This is a genomic window from Cupriavidus sp. FW305-27, assembly GCF_058787995.1.
Window position 1 is genome coordinate 56,809 of the sequence record NZ_JBYTAG010000032.1, and the last position, 19,864, is coordinate 76,672.

Consider the following 19,864-nt stretch of genomic DNA (forward strand, 5'->3'; position numbering starts at 1 on the left):
CAGTCTCAGGACTGGCGCGCCACCAGTGCGGATTGCCAGGCCTGCACGGCAGCGTCCGCAAAGGCCGCTGACTGGCCCGCGTAGTTGGCGGGGTCGGCAAGGCGATCCAGCGCGGCGTCATCGAGCAGGCGGGCATGCGCCGGATCGGATTGCAGCGTGCGGGCCAGCGCGTCACGCAGGCTGGTGCCGTCGGCGACGGCACGCTGCGAGGCGCGTTCCACCAGATGGTGCGCCGGCAGCCTGCCGATCCTGCTGCCAAGTTCAAGCATCGCCGCCTCGCCGAGGATCAGGCCATGGGTCAGGCCGAGGTTGGCACGCATGCGCGCCGCATCGACCTGCAGCCCCGCCACGACCTCGCCCATCTGGCGCAGCGCGCCGGCGGCCAGCGTCACGATCTGCGGCAGCGTGTCCCACTCTGCCTGCCAGCCGCCCAGGGCGCGTTCATGTTCCTGCACCATGCCCGCCAGCATCGTCGCCACCAGCGGGGGCACGCGCACCGCGGCCGTCAGCACCGCCGCGCAGCCGACCGGGTTGCGCTTGTGCGGCATGGTGCTGGAGCCGCCGCGGCCGGGGCCAGACGGCTCGGCCACTTCCGCCACCTCGGTCTGCATCATCAGCGAGATATCGCGCGCCATCTTGCCGAGCGTGCCGGTCAGCATGCCCAGCGTGGTGGCAACCTCGGCCATGCGGTCGCGATGCGCGTGCCACGGCAGCACGGGCGCGGCCAGGTCCAGTTCGCGGGCCAGCGCGGCGGTCACCGCGGGCGCGGCCTGGCCAAGGCTGGCGAGCGTGCCGGCGGCGCCGCCGAACTGCAGCGCGCGGGCCTGGGCGCGGGTAGCATCGAGACGGCCGAGATCGCGGCGCAGCGCATCAAGCCAGCCCGCGGCCTTGAGGCCGAAGCTGGCTGGCAGTGCATGCTGAAGCCAGGTGCGGGCGACCATCGGCGTGGCCCGATGCGCCGAAGCCAGCGCGGCGCAGGCTTCGCCCAGGCGCACCAGGTCGGCATCCAGCGCGCGCAGCGCGTCGCCGGCCTGGAGCACCAGTGCGGTGTCGATGATGTCCTGGCTGGTGGCGCCCCAGTGGACAAAGCGCGCCGCCTCGGCATCGCGCGCGGCCACGGCGGCGGTCAGTTGCCTGACGAAGGGAATCGCGAGATTGCCGGCAGCGACTGCGGCTTGCGCAAGCGCGTCGCGGTCAATGATGCCGGGATCGCGGCAGACGTCGGAGATCACGGCCGCGGCCGCGGCAGGGATCACGCCGCTGTCCGCTTCGGCGCGCGCGAGCGCGGCCTCCACGGCAAGCATGCGCTGCACCGTGCCGGCGTCGGAGAAAATGTCCAGCACGGCCGGGCTGCCGGACATGGGATCGGTAAGACGCGCAGCGGTTGGCATTGGGGGCGATGGGTAGCGTGAGTGGCCGTGACATCGACGGCCACCCGATTATGCGTCTGTTGCCGGCAGCGAGTGCCTCAGATATCGAAGAACACCGTCTCGCCCTGCCCCTGCAGCGCCACATCCCAGCGCAGCGTGCCGTTGCCGGCATCGCTGGCAATCAGCGTGCCGCGGCGCTCGGCGGGGACCAGCGCCAGCACGGCATCGGCGGCATTGGCGGCCGCTTCGTCCGGGAAGTACATGCGCGTGGCGACATGCTTGACCAGCCCGCGCATGAACACCGACACCATGATGTGCGGCGCCTGCGGCCGGCCGTCCGGGCCGGGCACGGTGCCGGGCTTGACGGTGACAAAGCGGAACGAGCCGTCGGCCTCGGTCGGCACGCGGCCGAAGCCGGTAAAGCCGGGCACCAGCGGCAGCTCGCGCGCATCGTCGGGGTGGCGGTAGCGGCCGGCGGGGTTGGCCTGCCAGATCTCGACCATGCCGTCCGGCACGGGCTCGCCGTCGGCGTCGGTCACGCGGCCTTCGATCACGATGCGCTGGCCAGCCAGTTCCGGCGCGCTGGCGGTCAGGTCGGCGAAGTTCAGGCCGCTCAGGCCGATATGGAGATAAGGGCCGACGGTCTGGGATGCGGTGGCGTAGAGCATGGTCTTACTCCATCGGCGTGGCATCGCGGCCACGCAGCACGATATCGAAATGGTAGCCGAGCGCGTATTCGGGCTGGGTCGTCTCCCAGTCGAGGCTGGCCACAAGCCGGTCGCGCGCCTTTTCGTCCGGCACGCAGTTGAAAATCGGATCGAACGGCAACAGCGGATCGCCGGGGAAATACATCTGCGTCACCAGCCGCGTGGCGTAGGCGTTGCCGAACAGCGAGAAGTGGATATGCTGCGGCCGCCAGGCATTGTGGTGGTTGCGCCAGGGATAGGCGCCGGGCTTGATGGTCTTGAACTGGTAGCGCCCGCTGGTATCGGTGACGGTGCGGCCCTCGCCCGAGAAATGCGGGTCGAGCGGCGCATCATGCTGGTCGCGCTTGTGCACGTAGCGGCCGGCCGCATTGGCCTGCCACACCTCGATCAGCGCGTTCGGCACCGGCCTGCCATTCTCGTCCAGCACACGGCCGGTCACGAGGATGCGCTCGCCGATGGGCTCGCCGCCGTTGCCGACGGTGAGGTCGTTATCACCTTCGCGGACGAACTCAGCGCCAAAGGTGGGACCGGTCACTTCAGACAGCGACTGCGGCAGCGCAATCAGCGGCTGGGCCGGCGAGCGCTTCTGCGTCGAGGCATAGGGGTCGAAGCGGTATTCGGGCTGGGTGTCCCAGTAGGGACGGCGGTACTGGGCAAGACGGGTCATCGGGCAGTCTCCTCGTCGTTGGAATGGTTTGACTTTAAACAACACATAAAGTCATGTAAATTAAGATTACTGTTAAATACGATAACTTTTAGGCATGAAACCACAGGCCCCTCCCGCACTCGAAATCTTCCGCAATCGCGTGCGGCTGCGGCACCTCTATTGTTTCGTGGCGGTGTCGCAGACCCAGCACCTGGGCCGTGCGGCCGAACGCCTGGGCCTGACCCAGCCGGCCGTCTCCAAGACACTGAGCGAGCTCGAGGAGCTGGCCGGCACCCGCCTGCTGGTGCGGCAGCGGGCCGGCACCGAACTGACCACCGCCGGCACGCGCTTCCTGCGCCACGCCCTGCGCATCCTCGCGGATATCGATGCCGCGGCGGACAGCATGGCCGGCGCGGATGCGCTGCCGCAGGAGCGCATCCGGCTGGGTGCGCTGCCGAGCGTGGTGCCGGCCGTGCTGACCGACGCCCTGCTGCGTTTCCGCGCCGCGCATCCCGAGGTCGGCCTTGCCGTGCAGACCGGCATGAACCGCAACCTCATCGACCAACTCAAGGCGGATGTGCTCGACCTGGTCATTGGCCGCATGGATGACCCGGTGGCCATGGAGAGCCTGTGGTTCGAGTCCCTGGGCCAGGACTCGCTGGCTCTGGCGGTTCGCCCCGGGCATCCCCTCGCCGCCGTATCGCGGCCAACGCTGGTGGACGCGCTGGCATGGCCGCTGGTGATTCCGGCCGCGGGCTCGATTCCCCGCCACAACACGGAAAGCCTGCTCGCCCGGCACGGCCTGCCCCTGCCGGGCGGATGCGTGGAAACCTCGGATGCCTATCTCGGACGCCTGCTGGCCCGGCAGAGTGACAGCGTGTGGGCAGCGCCGCTCTCCGCAACCAGGCGCGCGGTGTCCGAGGGAGATCTGGTACTCCTGCCAATCGATACGCAGGGCACCGAGGAACCGATCGGCCTGCTGCGGCACGGCGACCGCACGCTCACGCCGATGGCCGAGGCGTTGGCAAACTGCATTCGCGCCGCGGCCCAGCCTGCTTCCGCTCAGTGACTTGCGACGCTTGCGCCGCCATTGACTGAGTCGGCGGCACCCGCAGGCCGGCTGCTGAAATGCTTCACCAGCAGTGCACCGGCGGCAAGGAATGCCGGCACGGTAAGCAGCGTAAAAATCGTGTCGAAGCCCAGGTGCAGGCGCAGCAGTTCAGCACCGAGCAGCGCGCCGGTGATGCCGCCGAAGCGGCCGATGCCAAGCATCCAGGCAACGCCGGTAGCACGGCCCTGCGTCGGGTAAAAGGCCGCGGCCAGCGAAGGCATCGAAGACTGGGCGCCGTTCATGGCCGTACCGGCGAGGAAGATCAGTACGCCCAGCAGCACCTGGCTGCCGGTGCCGTGGCCCACTGCGTAGATCAGTACGCCGGTTGCAGCATAGGTGATGGCGATGACCTTGTTCGGATTGAAGCGGTCCATGAACCAGCCGGCCGCGATGGTGCCGATGCCGCCACCGAGCGGAAACAGCGCCGTCAGGAATGACGCGTGCTGGATCGAGAAACCGGCGTCCTTCATCAGCGTCGGCATCCAGCTCGTCAGCAGGTAGAAGATGACGAGGCCCATGAAGTAAGTGGACCATAGCATCGCCGAGCCCAGGCGATAGCCGGGCGCCAGCACGGTGCCGATGGCGGATCGGGTCGCAGGGGCCTGCTCGCCGATGATGAAGTTGTTGGCCCTGGACAGGTCTGCGCCAGTCACGCGTCGCAGCACGTTGCGGATCTGGGTGGCAGGATAGTTGCGCAGGACCATGTAGCGCACGGACTCCGGCAGCAGCGCCACCAGCAACAGCGCGAGCGCAAGCGGCACGATGCCGCCAAGCAGCAGCACGCTGTGCCAGCCGAAGTGCGGGATCATCGCGGCGGCGACAAAGCCGCCGGCCGCGGAACCAAGCGGAAAGCCGCAGAACATGGTGTTCACGAGCACGGCACGGCGGCGTTGCGGCGCGAACTCTGATGTCAGCGTCACGGCATTGGGCATGGCGGCGCCCAGGCCAAGGCCGGTCAGGAAGCGCCAGACCGTGAGCCAGCCCAGCGTGGGCGCAAACGCGGTGGCGAGACTGCAGGCGCCAAAGAAGAAGACGGACAGCACCAGCACCTTCTTGCGGCCGACCCGATCAGCCAGCGGACCGGCGAAGATCGCACCGAAAGCAAGACCGAACAGGGCCGCGCTCATGACGGGCCCGAGGGCGGCTTTCTCGATCCCCCAGTCCTGCACCAGCGCCGGCGCGATATATCCGATTGCGGCGGTATCGAAACCGTCAATGGCAACGATCAGGAAGCACAGCACAAGAATGAGCCACTGGTACCCAGTGAATCGCTGTCCGTCGATCAGGGCCTGGACGTCCGTGACGCCGCCCTTCGTTTGGGTGGGATGTTGCACTGCTGTCTCCGTTTTCCTGGAAATCGCACTAGCCATCCTGCAGGCCGGACATGCGATTTTGTTCTAATGGCGAACCGCTGTTCTCCAATTGAACGGAATCTTAGGCAACGGGCATTGCGACTCAGAATTAGCGTTAACCCGGCGGGAAATTGGCCGTCCAGCATGTGGATTTCACCGGAACGCGCCATTTTTTTGGAACCAGATTGAACATCTGGATCAGGGAACAGTGCTTTCTATCAGAAAACGAACTGTTCGTGAAATCTACTATCAGACTAGCCTTGCGGTATTTCGGCGGTATAACCAAATTTCATGCAAACAGCGCCAACTCTCAATTTACATTCCGAAACCCGCGACCTATAGTCCCTGGCCCCGGTGCGCCGAGCCGATGCAATCCTGCGGTGCCGTGCCTGTCCAATGTCTCAGGACACGCGGCGCCACAAGCCGCCGGCCCGAACAAATCCATCCGATCATGCAACGCCTGCTTCTCATCCTTGGCTGCCTGCTGATCGCAGCCGCAGCTGCCTGGCCCTGGCTGTCGAAGCTGCCGCTCGGGCGGCTGCCCGGCGATATCCATATCGTCCGGGACGGGTTCAGCTTCTACTTTCCGATCACGACCTGCATCCTGGTGTCGGTGCTGGTGTCGGTCGTGATCTGGATCTTCCGGCGCTGAGCACTGCGTGGCGGACTAGGCTTGCGCCTCGGTCCGGAACACCGCCACCGCCCGCTGCATATGCAGCGCCTGCTCCTGCAGCGACTGCGCCGCCGCGGCGGCCTCCTCCACCAGCGCGGCGTTCTGCTGCGTGACCTGGTCCATCTGCGTCACCGCCTGGTTGACCTGGGCGATGCCGCTGCTCTGCTCGCGCGAGGCATGGCTGATCTCATCCATCATCGCCGTCACGCGGCCGATGGCGGCAACGGTGTTCTCCATGGTCGCGGCAACGTCCAGCGCCAGCGTGTTGCCCGACGCCACGCGCTGCGCCGATTGCGAGATCAGCGTGCGGATCTCCTTGGCCGAGCTGCCGGCGCGCTGCGCCAGCCCGCGCACTTCGGTCGCCACCACCGCAAAGCCGCGGCCGGCCTCGCCCGCGCGCGCGGCCTCCACCGCCGCATTCAGCGCCAGGATATTGGTCTGGAAGGCAATGCCGTCGATCACCGCGATGATGTCGACGATGCGCCGCGAATCGGCCTCGATCTCCTGCATGGTCTGCTGCATGCGCCCGACCGCGTCGCCGCCGGCGCGCGCCACGTCAGACGCCTCGCGCGCCAGCTCGCTGGCCTGGCCGGCATTGCTGGCGTTCTGCTGCACGGTGGCCGTCAGCTGCTCCATGCTGGCCGCGGTCTGCTCCAGCGACGAGGCCTGCTCCTCGGTGCGCTGCGACAGGTCGATATTGCCCTGCGCGATATCGCCCGCCGCCGCCAGCACGTTGTGTGCGCCGGCCTTGGTGTCGCCGATCAGCGCGCGCCAACTGTCCACCAGCGACAGCAGGTGCCGCTTGATCTCGCTCAGTTCATCGCGCCCGCGCACCGCGATGCGCAGGGTCAGGTCGCCCGCGTTGATGCGTTCGACCATCTCCGCCACCTGCCGCACGTCGCCGCGCGTGCCGCGGCTGAAGCCGATGAACAGGTAGAACGCGGCGGCCACGGTCACCAGCGCAATGCCCGCCAGTAACACGAACTGCCTTTCCTGCTTCGCCACACGCTGTGCCAGCATGGCGCCCGCGACCTCGGCAAACGCCTTGTTGGCGGCCGCCACGCCTTCGATGGCGGCGGTGGCCTCGTCGAAGTAAGTCTTGGCATCGATGTCGATGCCGGTCGCGCCCAGCATCCGGACCTTGAGCGTGCGATGGAAATTGTCCATCGCGGCGAGTCGCGCCAGCGCGGCGCCGATGCGCGGCCGGTACGCCGGTGCCGCGTTCCCGACGCGCGCGATGTCGCGCCGCACCGTTTCCAGCCCCTCGTGGATCTGCTCGGCGAGCGCGCCCAGACCCGCCTGCTGCGCGGCATCGGCATAGCCGCCCTGCGCGATGATGCCGGCCCCGCGGCCGCGCGCCAGCGCGCTCAGTTCGGCCAGGCGCGGCATCGGGCCCACCAGCAGGTTGATCAGGTAGTAGGAGCCCGCTTCGCTGTCCAGCGCCAGTTGCGAGCGCTCAGCCACGTCGCCGATAAACGCCTGCGTCTGCCGCACCAGTGCGCTGTGGCGCTCGAACAGCGGCCCGGCCATGGTGTCCAGGCCAAGCCCGCGCAGATGCTGCCAGTCCTGCTCCAGCTTGCGCGCCCCGGCCCCGAGTTCGAAAGCAGGATTCTCCGCGATGCTGCGCGTCAGCCCCGCCAGGCTAGCCGCGGCCTTGTTGTCGGCCCCATCGAAGGTGGCGCGAAAGGCCGCATTGCCCGACAACACCGCATTGGCGGCGCCGCGCCGGACCTGGGTCTCGCGCATGAAGTCGAGCGCATGCCCGACCACGGTGAGCCCCCGCACTTCATCGCCGGTGGTGCGGATCGATCGCGCCGCATCGCTCAGCACCACATACATCGCGCCGCATAGCGGCACCAGGAACAGCACGGCGATCAGCGCGAGCTTGCGGTTGATATTCAGGCGCGCCATCAGGCGCTCGGCGGGAAGGAAAATGGGAGTCATGGCGGTCGCGGAACTTGGCTTGGTTTTCCTCCTATCGGCCTTGATTTGCAGGCCTGAAGCACGAATTTCGAAGGTCTTGATGATGCGCAAATCCAGTGCAGAAAACGCGCTGAAGTGGGGCAGAAAGCACGGGTTACGGGCAGCGTCGGCACCGCTGCCTGCCCGCGTGCACCGAAGACGTGTGGGGCATCGGGCAAGGGGTGACGGCGGCCTGTCCGGCCTTGTGCCCTTGACGGCGTCGTCTTCGGCGCCTCCCTGAGCAAGCTCATGCGCGACGGGTCCGCTCGCCGCGCTCGCGCCGGCGCGGGCCCGGGCTCCCGACCATGCCCGGCGTGGGAATGGCTTGCCGCATGGCTTCGACAAACAACCTGAGCTTCGCCGGATAGAAGCGCGCATAGGGGTAGACCAGATAGATCGGCAAGGGATCGGCCTGCCACTGCGGCAGCAGGTGCAGCAGCCTGCCGCTGGCAATGTCATCGGCAAAGATCCAGGCCGAGCCGACGGCAACGCCCAGCCCCAGCCGGGTCGCCGAATGCAGCGCATAGAGGCTGTCCGTGCTCATGCGCGGCTGGAATGCGATGCCTTGTCGCGCCAGCGTCTGCGTGTTCTGCAGCACGACCTCATTGCGATAGAAGGTGCGCAGCGCCAGCCATGGCAGGTCCTCCAGGTCTTCCGGCCGGCGTGGCAGCGGCTTACCCTCAAACAGCGACGGTGCGGCAATGACCGCGCGCGGCACGTCGGCGAGCCGCACCGCCACCACGCCGGGTTCATGCACTTCGCCCACATGGATCGCGCAATCGATGGCCTCGGCGATGAAATCCGGGGTGCGGTCATGCAGCAGCCATTCCACCGAGACTTCGGGGTACTGCTGCAGGTAGCCGGCCAGCGGGCCGACCAGCAGCTCCTGCCCGAAAGCGTGCGGCACCACCACGCGCAACGTGCCGGCCGGCGCATGCCCGACCCCGCGCACGTCGGCCTCGAACATGGTCCAGTCGGCCACCAGTTCCTTGGCACGCTCATAGCAGCGCTCGCCGTCCTCGGTCAGCTTCATCGCATGCGTGGAGCGCTGCAGCAGGCGCACGCCGAGCAGCCGCTCCAGCGTCTGCAGGCGCCGGCTGACGGTGGGCTGGGTCGTCTGCAGCTGCGCTGCCGCCATCGAAAGGCTGCCGGCCTCGACGATGCGCACAAAGGTCTGCAACAGCTCGATGCGGTCGGCGCTGGTGGCGCCGCGGGCGGCTGCCCTGCCCTGCATGGTGGTGGTTCGCTGCGATGCTGGCTGGCGTTTCATACGCATCTCGTATAACCATTGTTCATCCCGCACGTCTACCAGAATCGGCCCGCGTGGACAACACTTCGAGCCATCCAAACCTGCCTGCGGATCTCGCAACCTCGATATGTCCTCTGTTCCCGCCACCCCATCCGCCGCCACCATTGCCAGCCCGCCCCTGCCGGGACGCCTGGTGCTGCTGCTTGCCGTCGGCGCGGGCCTGTCAGTCGCCTCGCTGTACTACAGCCAGCCCATGCTCGGGGTGATGGCACCCGACCTGCATGCCTCCGATTCGGCAACCGGCGCCATCCCGACCCTGACGCAGCTCGGCTATGCGCTGGGCATCCTGCTGCTGGCGCCGCTGGGCGACCGCTATGACCGCCGCCGCATCATCGTGGCCAAGGCAGTGGCGCTGGTCGGCGCCTTGCTGCTGGCGGGCCTGGCGCCCGGCATTGGCGCCTTGCTGGTATCCAGCCTGGTGGTGGGCCTGGCCGCCACCATGGCCCAGGACATCGTGCCCGCTGCAGCGGCGCTGGCGCCCGCGGCGCAGCGCGGCAAGGTGGTCGGGACAGTCATGACCGGATTGCTGCTGGGCATCCTGCTGTCGCGGGTGGTGAGCGGCTTCGTCGCCGCGCACTTCGGCTGGCGCGCCATGTTCATGATTGCGGCGGCCAGCATCGCGGCGGTCGCGCTGGTTGCCCGGCGCCAGTTGCCGCGCTTCACGCCCACCACGGTGCTGCCGTATGGTGCGCTGCTGGCCTCGCTGGCGGCCCTGTGGCGCGAGCATGGCGCCTTGCGCCGCGCGGCCCTGGCGCAGGGGCTGCTGTCGGTGGGCTTCAGCGCGTTCTGGTCCACGCTGGCAGTGATGCTGCATGGCGCACCATTCCATCTCGGCAGCGAGGCCGCGGGGGCGTTCGGCCTGGCCGGCGCCGCCGGCGCGCTGGGCGCGCCGCTTGCCGGGCGCCTTGCCGACCGCAGCGGGCCGGAGCGGGTGACCCGGCTGGGCGCGGCACTGGCGGCGCTGTCGTTTGCCGCCATGCTGCTGACCCCGCTGGTATCGCCGCATGCGCAGTTGTGGCTGATCGGCGCCAGCGCCATCGGGTTCGACCTCGGTGTCCAGATCGCCCTGGTCGCGCACCAGACCATCGTCTATGGCATCGATCCGGGCGCGCGCAGCCGCCTGAATGCCGTGCTGTTCGTCTGCATGTTCACCGGCATGGCCGTCGGCGCCGCGCTCGGCAGCCTGGCACTGGCGCGTTTCGGCTGGACCGGCGTGGCTGCGCTGGCGAGCGCCGCCGCGCTGGCTGCGCTGGCCGTGCGGCTGACGCCGCGGCGTGGCGCGCGCTGAGCGCCAGCTCCCGGCCTGGCATGCAGAGCCTTCGCGCCCAGGCCGCCCGGACCTCTACGCGACGGGCGCGAGCCCCTCCCCGTCCGTGCCGGCCTCCTCGCCGTCTCCCGGCGCCAGCGGAACCTCCACCGTCAGCGCCGTACTGCCCGGCGCCGACCGGATCTGCAAGCGCCCGCCGATGGCCGCCGCGCGCACCTGCATGTTGCGCAGCCCGCGCCCGCCGCGCGTGGCCCCGGTGTCGAAGCCGCGGCCGTTGTCGGCCAGCGTGATCCGGATCACCTGCGCGTCCATGTCCGCGTGGGCGGTCACGGTAAGGGCGGTTGCCCGCGCGTGCTGCAGCACGTTGGTGATGCCTTCGAGCAGCAGGTATTGCAGCTCCTGCACCTTGCGCGCGGTGAAATGCGCCAGCGCGGGCAGGCGCTCGACCTCCCAGTGGATGTCGAGACCCCCATCGGCGATGCGCGGACCCAGGCGGTAGCGCAGGTTGCCCAGCACTGCCGCCAGGTCGCCGCCGGTGTCCTGCATGGCGTCGATGGAAAGCTTCAGCGAATCCAGGGCGTGCCGGACCTGCACGGCGATTTCCGGGGAGCTGGCCTTGCCGGATTCCAGCATCGAGATCGTGGTGACAAGCTGGCTGCCCAGGCCATCGTGCATGTCGCGCAGGATGCGGCCGCGCTCGCGCAGCGCGGTCTCCTCGGCGGCGATCTTCTGCGTGCGCGCGAAGGCCGCGCGCAGCTGCGCCTCGCGCTGCGCGACGCGCTCGGTCAGCACCTGGTTGGCGTCCTGCAGGCTCTGCACCGCGCTGGTGTAGCGCTCCACCAGCATCCACGCCATCACCACGCTGAACGGCACCGACACATAGCGGGTCATGGAATGGACCCAGTAGTAGTCGCCGGTCAGCCAGACCTTGATCCAGTCCGCCAGGAACAGCAACGCCGACACGCCCACGGTGGCGGCCAGCAGCGTCGCCTCGCGGCTGGGCCGGCGCAATGCGCCCCATACCATCGCGCCGGCCACGGTCAGGATGATGCCCACCTTGACCAGCCAGCTCAGCGGAAAGACCATCGGGTGGCTCGACATCGCGGCCAGCGGCGCGACCACCGGCAGCGCCAGCCACAGGTAGGCGTTGAGGGTGCGGTGCAGCCAGCGCCACGGCACGCGGATCACCAGCAGGCAGAAGCGGGCGATGGCGCCCAGGAACACCTCGCGCGCGGCGGCGACGATATAGCTGCGCAGCTCCGCGGGAATCGCCAGGTCATCGACAAAGTAGTCGAGCAGGCGCACGCTCCAGGCGACCTCGGCCAGCCCGTACAGGCCGAACAGCGGATCGCGCTGGCGCCACCAGATCAGCAGCGCGAGGCCGCCCAGCACGACACTGAGCACCGCCGCAATCAGCGGGCCGACCACGCGCAGGCGGAAGGCCTGCTCGAACTGCGCGCGCACTTCAGCGGCCGGACCCACCGTCACCGGCAGCAGGCCCGAGCGCGCATAGGCGCGCGCCGCCACGGTGATGCGCAGCAGGTTGCCGTGCGCGCGCGCCAGCTCGGGCGGCACGGCCACGTAGTAGGGGCGCTTGGCCAGCGCCGACGAGGGTGCGTCCAGGCGCCCGCCGGCGGCGATCAGCACGCCATTGAGGCGTACCTCGTAGCTGCCGCCGGCCCATGGCACGAACAGCCCCCCGGGGTCAGCCGCGGGCCAGTTGCGGTCAAAGCGCAGTTCGTAGGCCAGCGTGCCGGACTTGCCCGGCTGCTCCCGGTCCCAGTAGTCAGGCAGCGTCAGCGGGCGCGCCGGCAGCACCGTGCCGTCGGTCAGCGTGGCCGAGCGCGTGGCCGCGGCCAGTTCCATCGTGCCCGCGGCTGCCGCCACGCCGGACAGCATCAGGCAGGCCCATGCCAGCAGCACGACAAGCACGATCCGGAGGTGGCGCGGCCGATGCAGCATGGGGTGGGGTCACAAGGACTTGAGCAGGCCCAGCTTGGCCGCCTCGAACACGGCCTCGCCGCGCGAGCGCACTGCCAGCTTGCCGTAGATGTTCTTGATGTGCGATTGCACGGTATGCACGCTCAGCCCCAGATAGCGGGCAGTCTCGGCATAGGTATAGCCGCGCGAGATCAGGTCCAGGATCTCGTTCTCGCGCACCGACAGCACCACGGCGCCGGTGGCCGCGGCATCGCGCGCAACCGCCTCTGCCGGCGCGCCGCGCAGCCGGTTCACCACCTGCCGCGCGATCAGCGGGCTCATCGGCGAGCCGCCCGCGCGCAGTTCGCCGATGGAGGCGGCGATGCGGTCCGTGGTTTCGTCCTTGAGCAGGTAGCCGATGGCGCCCGCCTCGATGCTGGCCAGCACGTGCTGGTCGTCGCCGAACACCGTGACCACCATGCAGTCGCAGGCGGGATAACGTTCGCGCGCGGCGCGGATCACGTCGATGCCGCTGCCGTCCGGCAGGCCGAGGTCGCACAGCAGCACGTCGGGCTGGTGCTGCGCCAGCCAGGCCAGGGCCTCCGCCGCGCTGGCGGTGCAGCCTGCCACCACGGTGGCCGGCGCATGCATCTCGACGGCCTGCACCAGGCGGCTCAGCGCCGCCGGGTCATCCTCCACGATCAGGACACTAGTTGTGCTTGCCATGCCTGTCTCTTCCCGAGCCATGCCGTTGTGCCGCCCGTTGCGCCGGGCACGACGGCGGATTCTGACATATCCGTCCGCGCCAGGGACGGCCGCGCGGCCTCCCTCAGGGTAAACGCCGCCGCCCCCACCCATCGCACAGTCTGCCGCGGTTTCCCATCCCATATTCTGGGGAGGCGCCTGAATCCACCTGCCCCTATGATCCGGCAAAACAGCCCAATCGGCCGCAGCCGGCAGTGCGGGCAACAAGACAGGCAAACAAGCGGGAATACGGGGAAGACCACCGTGACACATAAGACAGCCGGCACACCGGCCGCACGGGAAATCGGGCATGCAAGGGGGGAGCCCGCAGGCGCCATCCCGGCAACGGCCGCGGTGCGGCTGGCTGCCGGGATGGCCGCGTGCGGGCTGGCGGCGTTGCTGGCCGGTTGCCTGGCCACCGCACCGAACACGGCCGGCGTGGCCGCCATGGAGCTGGACGTCAGCCGCAAGGGCCCGGTGTCCGGCGTCGGCCTGGACGGTCACGACATCGTGGCCATGGCTGACCAGATGATGCGCGACATCCTGGCGCAGCCGCGTTTTGCGCCGGGCAAGGATGGCAAGCGCCCGCGCATCGCCCTGGACAGCGCCAACTTCATCAACGACAGCTCACAGCCGCTGGACCGGCAACTGATCGTGGACCGGCTGCGGGTCAGCCTGAACCGCGCCGCGCAATCCCGCATCCAGTTCGTCAGCGCGCAGACTGCCCTGGTCGAACGCGAGCGCCAGGCCAAGCGCAGCGGCGCCACCGATGCCGGCACGCTGGGCCTGACCCGCGCGCGCATCGGTGCCGACTACAGCCTGTCCGGGCGCATCGGCTCGCTCGACAGCCGCAGCGCCGCCACCGGCATGGTGCAGCGCTACATGCAGATCTCCTTCGAGCTGGTCGAGGTCGAATCGGGCGAGCTGGTCTGGAGCAACATCTATGAATTCCAGCGCGCCGCGGCCGACGATGTGGTCTATCGGTAGGCGCGCCGGCGCGCTGGCGGCCTGCCTGCTGGCGCTGGCTGGCTGCTCCACCACGCCCCCCGCCCATCGCGGCTGCACGCCGTGGCGGCAGCAGCATGAGCGCCCCGCCCTGCCCGTCTCGTTCCTCTCGCCGGAGCTGGCCGACATGGTCGGCGTGCGCGAGCTTGGCATCGCACGCACCGCCAGCGGGCTTGGCTCCGTCAGTGCGGGCCTCTACAACTGCGCCGAATTCGACGTCGCGCTGCTGGTACGCACCCGCTTCCGCCCGCAGCAAGGCGGCACCGCCCCCGAGCCGCCCAGCGCCTGGCGCACGCTGGTGCTGCCGCCGCGCACGCAGCTCGACTACGCCGAGCACGCCGTCATGGCCGGCTCATTGCCGGGTGCGCTCGAAATCCTGGACGCGCAGCGGGCGCAGCAGCCCTACCGCCCGGGCCAGCTCTACCCCGCGCTGCCCGGGCCAGCACGCCCATGACGATGCGTTATGCCCGGTCCTGCCGGCACCCCTGACATCCATCCCGTTCTGCAGCCATGACCGGAGCTTGTTCCATGCCACGTCCTTCCTTGCTGGCGGCCACCCTGGCCGCCGTCCTCCTTGCCGGCTGCGCCGCCCCGCAGATGGCACTGAAATCCACCCGCACCGGCGGCGACAGCTCGCCCCAGGTGCGCGCCGATATGGCCGGCAAGGCCGACCTGTCCAGCCTGAACGTGGGCGATACCGTGGCCGTGTCCCCCGGCAACAGCAAGGTCGTGGTGGCCTCGACCCCGCTGGTCTACACCCTGTATGAAGATGGCATGGTGACCCAGGCCGAAGTCAAGCGGCAGCTGGCGGTCAACCGCAAGGACGTGCCCAGGATCGAATTCATCAAGGGCGAACTGCACCGCGGCGACTTCATCCGCCGCGAGATCCTGCTGGACCTGCACAGCAAGGACCCCGACGAGTTCAACCGCACCATCCACTTCCTGGCCTTCAACCGCGGCGACAAGGCCTTCCGCGGCGACCTGACGGTCTATGACCTGCTGCCCGCCGAGCTGGAACTGGTCAAGCTGGGCAGCGCCAACAAGTACACCGACCAGACCATGGTCAAGGGCGTACTGAGCGGGCTGCCGTTCCTGTCGCTGGTGACGCTGGCGATGGACAACTATTCGAAATCCGATGAGCAGGTGGCGATGCGGCACGAGCGGCTGGACCAGGTGCAGAAGTTCACGTTCCAGCGGGTGGTGCTGGAGCCGGGCCAGGCGATCGGCTTCACCATGAACGTGCGCTACCAACTGCCCGGCGAACAGGAGCTGGCCGATCTGCGTGAAACCGCCGCGCCGCTGGCACAGCACCGCTGAGGCCGGCAATGCGGATCCGCAAGACTGCCCGGGGGATGCGGCGCACCGCCGCCGCACTGGCCGCGCTGGCGCTGGCCGCGCCCCTGCCGGGAGCGGCAGCCTGGTTCGACGGCGAAGAGAAGCGGCTGGCGGCCGAAGCCGACCGCTTCGTTGCCGACAAAGCCGCCGAACTCCAGCGCATCCTGCATACGCTGTACATGGAAGGCGAGTGGAATGCCGTGCTCAACTTGAACCTGCTGGGCCTGGCCGCGATCGAGGCCGGCCAGCCGCGCCTGGCCGGGCGCGCCTTCGACATGGCCGCGGCGCGCATCCTGCGCATCTATGCCGACGACCCCAACGCACAGCAAGCCAAGTCGCTGTGGTCCGCCGAAAGCGTCAAGGACTGGAAGGGCGAACCGTACGAACGGGCCATGACCTTCTACTACCGCGGCCTGCTCTATGCCAGCGCCGGCGACTACCAGAACGCCCGCGCAGCCTTCCTGCAGGCCGACATCCAGAACGCGTTCGGGCAATACGAGCGCTATGACGGTGATCAGGGCGGCTTTGCGCTGATGGCCTGGCTGGCGGCCTGGGCCTCGCAATGCGCCGGCGACAGCGCGCGCGCGGCTGAGCTGGCGGCGCGCGCGGCCAGGCACGCACCGGAGCCGTTCTACGCCCAGCCGCGCGGCACGCTGCCGCGGCACCTGAGCGTGTTCGAGCTTGGCATCGGCCCGGAGAAAGTCACGCTGGGCGACACCAGGAGCATCCTCGGCTTCCTGCCGCAAGGCGCGGCAGGCAGCACGCCGCGCATCGCCTATGCATCGGCGGTGAAGCCGATGGCCTCAGGCACTGCCGCCGACCTCGACCGCGTCGCGCTGACCCGGGGCGGGCGGCCAATCCAGGGCATCCTGGATGGCAAAGCCGTCTTCAAGGAAAACACCGCGACCATTGCCGATGCCGCGGGAGCGCTGTCCTCGGGCCTGGTGAATGCTGCGTTGTCGGGAGCCAACAGTGGGAATGCCGGCCTGGCGCAGGGACTGGGCGCAGCCGGGGCTGCCGGCTCGCTGATCAGCCTTGCCGCGGGGGCGATGTCCAGGGCGGCCAATGCCGAGGCCGATACCCGCTACTGGGCATCGCTGCCCAAGATCGTCTACCTGCAAGGCCTGGCTGCGCCGCTGGCATCGCCGGCCGTGCAGTTCACCCCTGGCGGCGGCGGCAAGCCGCGCTCTGCCCTGCTGCAAAGCCGCCATGGCGAATGCTCGCTGGCCTGGGGCCGTGAATATTCCGCCTTCGATGCCGAGCATGGCGGCGTGGCCAATCCCTCGCCCTGGCCGGCCGAGCCGGTCGAGTCCGGGCGCGAGCGCGCCAACGCGGTCCTGCGCACCGAACTGCTGGCCCTGCCGTTCGGCCAGTAGCACAGCCCCCGTTTGGGGGATATTTCCCACTTTTCCCCGAAATTAGAGCGCTTTTGCCAGTTCTGTCGAATTTTGCAACCTGTACGCTACAATGCCTCGTCGTCAGCCGACGGGGCTGGCGGATCTGGAGAAAAACAGAATGAAGACGGGAAAACTGGTGGTAGGGCTGGCGCTGGCCGGGTTGCTGGCGGGATGTGAATCGATGGACGGCGCAATGTCCTCCATCAGCGGCGTGCTCGACGGCACCGGCGACGTGCTGAGCGGCGACTTCCGCATGCTGGCGGATCCGAAGCCGGCTTCGCTGGGCGATATCTGGTCGGACTGGAAGAAGAACGAAATCACCGCGAAGAAGAAGTGGGATTCGCAGGCAATCCTGGTATCGGGTACGGTCTCCCGCATCACCAAGGTGGATGGCCTGGGCAAGTCGGACGACACCATCGCCGTCTACTTCAAGGACTCGGTCAATCCGCAGTGCACCGGCAAGGCGCTGATGCGCGACGCGCTGATGGTCAACCAGAAGAAGATCAGCAACCTGCAGACCGGGGACAAGGTCAACGTCACCGGCGTGCTGGCCACGCGCGATTCGGAAATGGCCAACAGCAGCAATACCGAATGCTATTTCGCGTTCAGCAAGTCGAAGATCGAATCAGCGGCCAATACCACGGCAGCTGCCGGCAGCGCGGCCGCTCCCGCCAAGGCAGCCACGACAACCAAGTCGACCAAATCGACAAAGTCGACCAAGACCAGCAGCACGAAGTAAACCAGCCAAAGGCGGCGACGGGCGGCAGTATGGCCGCCTCGCCCCAGGCTGCGCGTCTGGCGTCCCTGCCTCGCACCATGTGGATCCTGCGGCACGGCACGCCCGTCCGGCCCTGCATCCCTTACAAGCTCTGAAACCGTTGCACGGTAGCGCACGCCAAAGTGCCGCAAATCCCCGTCCGCGGGGCACCCCCCTCCACACGGTACGAATCTTGCCCCTTCCTGATTACCCGCCAGCGGTTCGCGCACGGCATGTGCGCCCGCACATGGCGCCACACGCACACTGTCAGGAAAACAGCATGGGCTACTACTACGATGAGCGCAATGCGCGCAACGCGCGCCAACGCCGCCAGGCATGGCAGGACGATGACTGGCAACCTGAATCCGAACAGGAGCGCTGGCAAGCGCGGCGTCGGCGCCAGCAAATGGCCCCGGGCCAAACCAGCTACGGCGGCCCCGCCCGCCCGGACCGGGATTTCAACGAAGCGTACGGCGCCCGCAGGTACCCGGCACACCCGTCCGGCGAGCGTTACGGCAGCAACCTGCGCTACGGCCTGAACGGCGGCTATGGCTGGGAGCGTGCCAGCGAATGGCGCGACCCGCAGGCGTGGCAACGCGACGACGACAACGCCGAGCGCCAGTGGCGCCGCAGCGCCGAACGCGCACGGGATCCGCGTGAATCGCCGCGCACGCGCGGCCATGACACCCACTTCGGCGACCTGCGCAGTGACACCCGCTACTGGGTCGACCCGCACGAGGACTGGGAAGAGAAGCAGCGCTATGAAATCCGGCGCCACAGCCCGGGCTACCGGGAATATGCGCAGCGCCGCGGCTGGGAAACCGACAGCCCCGATGACGAGCGCGAAGGCTCGCATGGCGTGCTCTACAACCTGGGCCGCCGCATCGGCGAAGCCGTGGGCGACTGGTTCGGCAGCTCCGAACGCCGCACCGGCCCGCGCGGCTACCAGCGCAGCGACGAGCGCATCCGCGACCAGATCTGCGAGCAGCTCAGCTACGCTCGCGGCGTTGACGTCAGCGACGTCAGCGTCGACGTCAGCGAAGGCGTGGTGTCATTGACCGGCACCGTGCGCGACCGCGGCCAGAAGTTCTATATCGAAGACCTGGCCGACGGCACCTACGGCGTCAAGGAAGTCAACAACGACATCCGCGTGCGCCGCGAGGCCCCCGAAGCCCGCAGCACCAGCGATGTGACCGGCAGCACCTGGCGCGGATAACGCCAACGGTGGCGGGGGCCCCAGGCCGAGATCGGCCTAGGCGCCCGCCACGCCAACCTCCGCCGCCAGCCGTTCGCGGATAAACCCCAGGAACGCACGCACACCCTCAGGCAATGTGCGGCCGGCCAGCGTCTGCAGTTCGACCGCGCGGCTGCGCATGCCGCGCTCCCGGATCGAGGCGGCGTGCAGTTCACCGCGGCGCAACCTGTCGCCCACGGTGACGGCGCCGGAGATCGACAGCCCGCCACCGTGCAGCACGAAGCTGGTCAGGGTCTCGAAGTGGTTGGTCACCAGCACCGGCTCGAACACCACCCCGCGTTCGCCGCAAGCGATGTCGAACAGCTGGCGCACGGTGTTGTCGCCCTCCGGCAGCGCCAGGGGATAAGGCTGCATCTGCGCCAGCGTGACGCTGCGAAAGCGCGCCAGCGGATGGTCCGGCCGCATGATGGCGATCACCGGCGCGGGCTGCCGGTGCTCCACGCGGATGCCCTGCTCCGCGGCGCGGCTGTAGGTGATGCCGATGTCCGCATCGCCATGCAGCACGATGCCGGTGACCTCGGCCGGCGACGCCACGCGCACATGGAACTGCAGGCCCGGATAGCGCTGGCGGAATTCGGCAATGATGCGCGGCAGGAACTCGATCGCAAACCCCGCCGAGCTGGCCACCCGCACCCGGCCCCGGCGCAGGCCCTGCAGCGCGGCAATCTCTGACACCACCCGATCGGCTTCCAGCGCGCCGCGCAGCGCATAAGCTGCCAGCAACTCCCCGGCGGCACTCGCCACCATACCACGCGGCCGGCGGTCGAACAGCGGCACGCCGAGCAACGCTTCGAGCGCGCCGACCTGGCGGCTCACGGCCGACACGGTGACATTCAGCCGCTGCGCCGCCTCGGTCAGCGAGCCGCTGCGTATCACCTCCAGGAAATAGCGCAGCGAGGTTTCCTGCAGGCGATGCGACAGCATGGGCGGCTCCGGGGGCTGGTTTGCGTTTTACGCAAGGATATTTGAAAAAATCATCGATTGCGGGAAACTGTGCGCCGCCCGTATGCTTTTTCCCGACACCACAGGAGACCCCCGAGCCATGGCGCCCACC

The 19,864-nt window shown here is 68.7% G+C and carries 18 protein-coding genes; 9 read left to right on the forward strand and 9 right to left on the reverse strand.

Annotation, left to right across the window (positions count from 1 at the left end):
* Positions 1-5: 5 nt before the first annotated feature.
* The 3 genes from AC3WRI_RS17040 to pcaH form a co-directional block, all read right to left on the reverse strand.
* On the reverse strand, positions 6-1,391 hold the full coding sequence (locus AC3WRI_RS17040) for a 3-carboxy-cis,cis-muconate cycloisomerase (RefSeq protein WP_492293648.1): 1,386 nt from the start codon (positions 1,389-1,391) through the stop codon (positions 6-8).
* 77 nt (positions 1,392-1,468) lie between these two features.
* Positions 1,469-2,038: a protocatechuate 3,4-dioxygenase subunit alpha gene (pcaG, locus tag AC3WRI_RS17045; RefSeq protein WP_492293650.1), complete on the reverse strand. Its 570-nt coding sequence runs from the start codon at positions 2,036-2,038 to the stop codon at positions 1,469-1,471.
* Between the two features lie 4 nt (positions 2,039-2,042).
* Positions 2,043-2,744 (reverse strand): protocatechuate 3,4-dioxygenase subunit beta, encoded by a 702-nt coding sequence (pcaH, locus tag AC3WRI_RS17050; protein ID WP_492293652.1) that lies wholly within the window; start codon positions 2,742-2,744, stop codon positions 2,043-2,045.
* A gap of 94 nt (positions 2,745-2,838) precedes the next feature.
* On the opposite strand from pcaH, the gene AC3WRI_RS17055 reads away from it, so the two are divergent.
* The gene (locus tag AC3WRI_RS17055) at positions 2,839-3,792 is read left to right on the forward strand and encodes a LysR substrate-binding domain-containing protein (RefSeq protein WP_011617764.1); all 954 of its coding nucleotides are present in this window, start codon (positions 2,839-2,841) and stop codon (positions 3,790-3,792) included.
* Here AC3WRI_RS17055 and AC3WRI_RS17060 read toward each other — a convergent pair.
* Positions 3,786-5,168, reverse strand: a complete 1,383-nt coding sequence (locus AC3WRI_RS17060) for an MFS transporter (RefSeq protein ID WP_011617765.1) — start codon at positions 5,166-5,168, stop codon at positions 3,786-3,788. The two genes, AC3WRI_RS17055 and AC3WRI_RS17060, sit on opposite strands and share 7 nt — an antisense overlap.
* A 469-nt stretch (positions 5,169-5,637) precedes the next feature.
* On the opposite strand from AC3WRI_RS17060, the gene AC3WRI_RS17065 reads away from it, so the two are divergent.
* Entirely contained in the window at positions 5,638-5,838 is a 201-nt protein-coding gene (locus tag AC3WRI_RS17065) for a DUF2905 domain-containing protein (protein ID WP_010810842.1), read from the forward strand.
* 15 nt (positions 5,839-5,853) lie between these two features.
* Here AC3WRI_RS17065 and AC3WRI_RS17070 read toward each other — a convergent pair whose 3' ends face one another.
* Both AC3WRI_RS17070 and AC3WRI_RS17075 read right to left on the reverse strand, forming a co-directional pair.
* Positions 5,854-7,803 (reverse strand): methyl-accepting chemotaxis protein, encoded by a 1,950-nt coding sequence (locus AC3WRI_RS17070; RefSeq protein ID WP_492293653.1) that lies wholly within the window; start codon positions 7,801-7,803, stop codon positions 5,854-5,856.
* Positions 7,804-8,068: 265 nt separating this feature from the next.
* Complete coding sequence (locus tag AC3WRI_RS17075; protein ID WP_492293655.1) at positions 8,069-9,091, reverse strand: LysR family transcriptional regulator; 1,023 nt, start codon at positions 9,089-9,091, stop codon at positions 8,069-8,071.
* Positions 9,092-9,197: 106 nt separating this feature from the next.
* On the opposite strand from AC3WRI_RS17075, the gene AC3WRI_RS17080 reads away from it, so the two are divergent.
* On the forward strand, positions 9,198-10,418 hold the full coding sequence (locus AC3WRI_RS17080; protein WP_492293657.1) for an MFS transporter: 1,221 nt from the start codon (positions 9,198-9,200) through the stop codon (positions 10,416-10,418).
* A 54-nt stretch (positions 10,419-10,472) separates the two neighbouring features.
* Here AC3WRI_RS17080 and AC3WRI_RS17085 read toward each other — a convergent pair whose 3' ends face one another.
* Positions 10,473-12,359: a sensor histidine kinase gene (locus AC3WRI_RS17085; protein WP_058697337.1), complete on the reverse strand. Its 1,887-nt coding sequence runs from the start codon at positions 12,357-12,359 to the stop codon at positions 10,473-10,475.
* 9 nt (positions 12,360-12,368) lie between these two features.
* The gene (locus AC3WRI_RS17090; RefSeq protein ID WP_010810837.1) at positions 12,369-13,043 is read right to left on the reverse strand and encodes a response regulator; all 675 of its coding nucleotides are present in this window, start codon (positions 13,041-13,043) and stop codon (positions 12,369-12,371) included.
* A 282-nt stretch (positions 13,044-13,325) separates the two neighbouring features.
* Here AC3WRI_RS17090 and AC3WRI_RS17095 point away from each other — a divergent pair, with 282 nt between their 5' ends.
* The 6 genes from AC3WRI_RS17095 (at position 13,326) to AC3WRI_RS17120 (ending at position 18,771) form a co-directional block, all read left to right on the forward strand.
* On the forward strand, positions 13,326-14,048 hold the full coding sequence (locus tag AC3WRI_RS17095; RefSeq protein ID WP_231881464.1) for a penicillin-binding protein activator LpoB: 723 nt from the start codon (positions 13,326-13,328) through the stop codon (positions 14,046-14,048).
* On the forward strand, positions 14,032-14,520 hold the full coding sequence (locus AC3WRI_RS17100; protein WP_010810835.1) for a putative periplasmic lipoprotein: 489 nt from the start codon (positions 14,032-14,034) through the stop codon (positions 14,518-14,520). The genes AC3WRI_RS17095 and AC3WRI_RS17100 overlap by 17 nt, the downstream gene beginning before the upstream one ends.
* Before the next feature lie 74 nt (positions 14,521-14,594).
* Entirely contained in the window at positions 14,595-15,383 is a 789-nt protein-coding gene (locus tag AC3WRI_RS17105; RefSeq protein WP_010810834.1) for a hypothetical protein, read from the forward strand.
* An 8-nt stretch (positions 15,384-15,391) separates the two neighbouring features.
* Positions 15,392-16,777, forward strand: coding sequence for a hypothetical protein (locus AC3WRI_RS17110; protein WP_011617773.1), 1,386 nt, complete (start codon positions 15,392-15,394; stop codon positions 16,775-16,777).
* Between the two features lie 139 nt (positions 16,778-16,916).
* Positions 16,917-17,537 carry an OB-fold protein gene (locus tag AC3WRI_RS17115; protein ID WP_010810832.1) on the forward strand — a complete coding sequence of 207 codons (621 nt, stop codon included), beginning with the start codon at positions 16,917-16,919 and terminating at the stop codon, positions 17,535-17,537.
* A 298-nt stretch (positions 17,538-17,835) separates the two neighbouring features.
* A complete protein-coding gene (locus AC3WRI_RS17120; RefSeq protein ID WP_011617774.1) occupies positions 17,836-18,771 on the forward strand; it encodes a BON domain-containing protein in 936 nt (311 codons plus the stop codon).
* A 36-nt stretch (positions 18,772-18,807) separates the two neighbouring features.
* Here the strand turns inward: AC3WRI_RS17120 and AC3WRI_RS17125 are convergent, their stop codons facing one another.
* Positions 18,808-19,734: a LysR substrate-binding domain-containing protein gene (locus AC3WRI_RS17125; RefSeq protein ID WP_010810830.1), complete on the reverse strand. Its 927-nt coding sequence runs from the start codon at positions 19,732-19,734 to the stop codon at positions 18,808-18,810.
* Positions 19,735-19,864 lie beyond the last annotated feature (130 nt).